The 1,557-nt window shown below is 53.9% G+C and carries 3 protein-coding genes; all 3 read right to left on the bottom strand.

Going from position 1 to position 1,557, the window contains the following annotated elements; genetic code table 11:
* Positions 1-605: hypothetical protein (locus AAV94_RS14780; protein WP_197407973.1), on the bottom strand; the 605-nt coding region annotated here is incomplete at its 3' end.
* On the bottom strand, positions 602-1,174 hold the full coding sequence (locus AAV94_RS14775; RefSeq protein ID WP_156167855.1) for a hypothetical protein: 573 nt from the start codon (positions 1,172-1,174) through the stop codon (positions 602-604). The genes AAV94_RS14780 and AAV94_RS14775, both read right to left, overlap by 4 nt.
* Positions 1,171-1,557, bottom strand: a 387-nt coding sequence (locus AAV94_RS14995; protein WP_046740342.1) for a hypothetical protein, incomplete at its 5' end; no start/stop codon positions are given. The genes AAV94_RS14775 and AAV94_RS14995, both read right to left, overlap by 4 nt.

Here is a 1,557-nt window from a genome sequence, read left to right as displayed (position 1 = left end):
TCCAGGTCGAGCACGATAGGCGAGGCAAAATTGGAGGCGGTGCGGGTTTTTTCTTTGATGTCCTCCATGGGGCAGTCGCTGGGAGAAGGTATTCCCGCCCGGCGGCGGGCTTTTTCCAGCTGACGGCGGATATTTTGATAGCCAGGATCAGACTCCGGATCGATGCCATTCATCCGTAACCGCCATTCGCGATTGCGTAGGGTCTCTTCGTAAAATTCGGGTTCGAGGGTGGGATCGAAAAGAAACTCGCCAAGTGCTTCACCGATTTCACTGCCAATATACGAAACTGCTCCAATGGCTATGATGCCGGCTGCGCCGAACCCGGTGCCGACAAAAGCTATGGCGATTGCAGCTCCAGCTGCTCCGCCCAGTGCGCTCGATACATTGACTAGGGCTGGAGTCCAGCCGCCCTCGAGAGCCGCTTTGCCGATTTGATAAATATCATAAATATCGCCGACCGGCCCTCCGGCTTTTCCGATAATGGAAGGATCGATTCCTTTTGCTTTTTGATCCTTTATGAAGGCATCAAGTCCGTCAAGTGCGGCACTTGAGACATCGCCAAGCCAGCCTTTAGGGTCATTTTGTGTTCCCGGATTGCAACTCATTTCTTCATCCTCCTGCTTGAGAAAGCTGTGAAAACGATCATGTAAAACTGCGTTACACCTAGCCCTAGCACGCCTGACATCATTAGTGCAGATGGCGCAACGCCGCCTAGCCAGACAGCCCACTCTCCACGAGTCAAGGGGTAATCAACAAGCCACAACATCCCGAAATACGCTGCGCCATAGAAGCATATGGATAGCATCAAATGAAGAAGCCATCCTCCAAATTGTTCATTTCTTTGATGCCAATAGGTTGAATAACGTATTCGGCCGCCATTTCTTCTGATAATTAGACAGGGCAGAAGTGAGGGAAAAAGCCATGTCGCCAATACATGGCAGTGAATGAAATACTGCGGTTCTGCTGCAAACGCAATGGAATATTCAGACAGGTATGGATTGATCTTGCTTGCAATGGCAAATGCCATGACGCCAACAGCGGTATCCAGCCAGCTGGTGGGTATCAGCCACACGGCAAGGAAGTACCCAACAACCAATGCAATCTCCGGTATGGATATGGCCCGCGGGTTTGGAGAAGGTTTCTGCGCGTTTTGTTGGACCATGCGTGCTTTCATGCGATAAGACTCCATCGTCTATCATTGGCAGCCATCGCTTGGCGCAGGTCACGGACCTTGCCGTAGCCTTGGGCGTCGGGCAGTAGCGCGATGTCTTCAGGCACTTCGACCCACTCGGTGGGCAGGCTGTAAGTGGCGTCGGTCTTGACCCACACGTCGGTGGCGGCTCGGGTTTGGCCGTCGGTGGTGGTGTAGCTGCCTACCTGCCGGTGGGCGTTGCCTTGGGCATCGACGAAATTGGAGTTGGTGTAGGCCAGGTTGATGCTCTTCACCCTGGCTTCTTCGAGGGTGAGCAGTTCGCCTTCGCCAGTGCGAGCGTTGGTGTCGGCATCCACCCACACGCGCAACTGCGCAAACACCGGGTCATTGGCGTCGATGACCCC

Origin of the sequence: Lampropedia cohaerens, from assembly GCF_001005215.1 — a bacterium.
In the GTDB taxonomy this organism is placed as follows: Bacteria; Pseudomonadota; Gammaproteobacteria; order Burkholderiales; family Burkholderiaceae_C; genus Lampropedia; species Lampropedia cohaerens.
This window is presented reverse-complemented; position numbering and strand designations above follow the sequence as displayed.

Bases quoted from the DNA above. Each gene is read 5' to 3' on its own strand.
- AAV94_RS14775 (WP_156167855.1), bottom strand. From the start codon at position 1,174: ATGAAAGCACGCATGGTCCAACAAAACGCGCAGAAACCTTCTCCAAAC.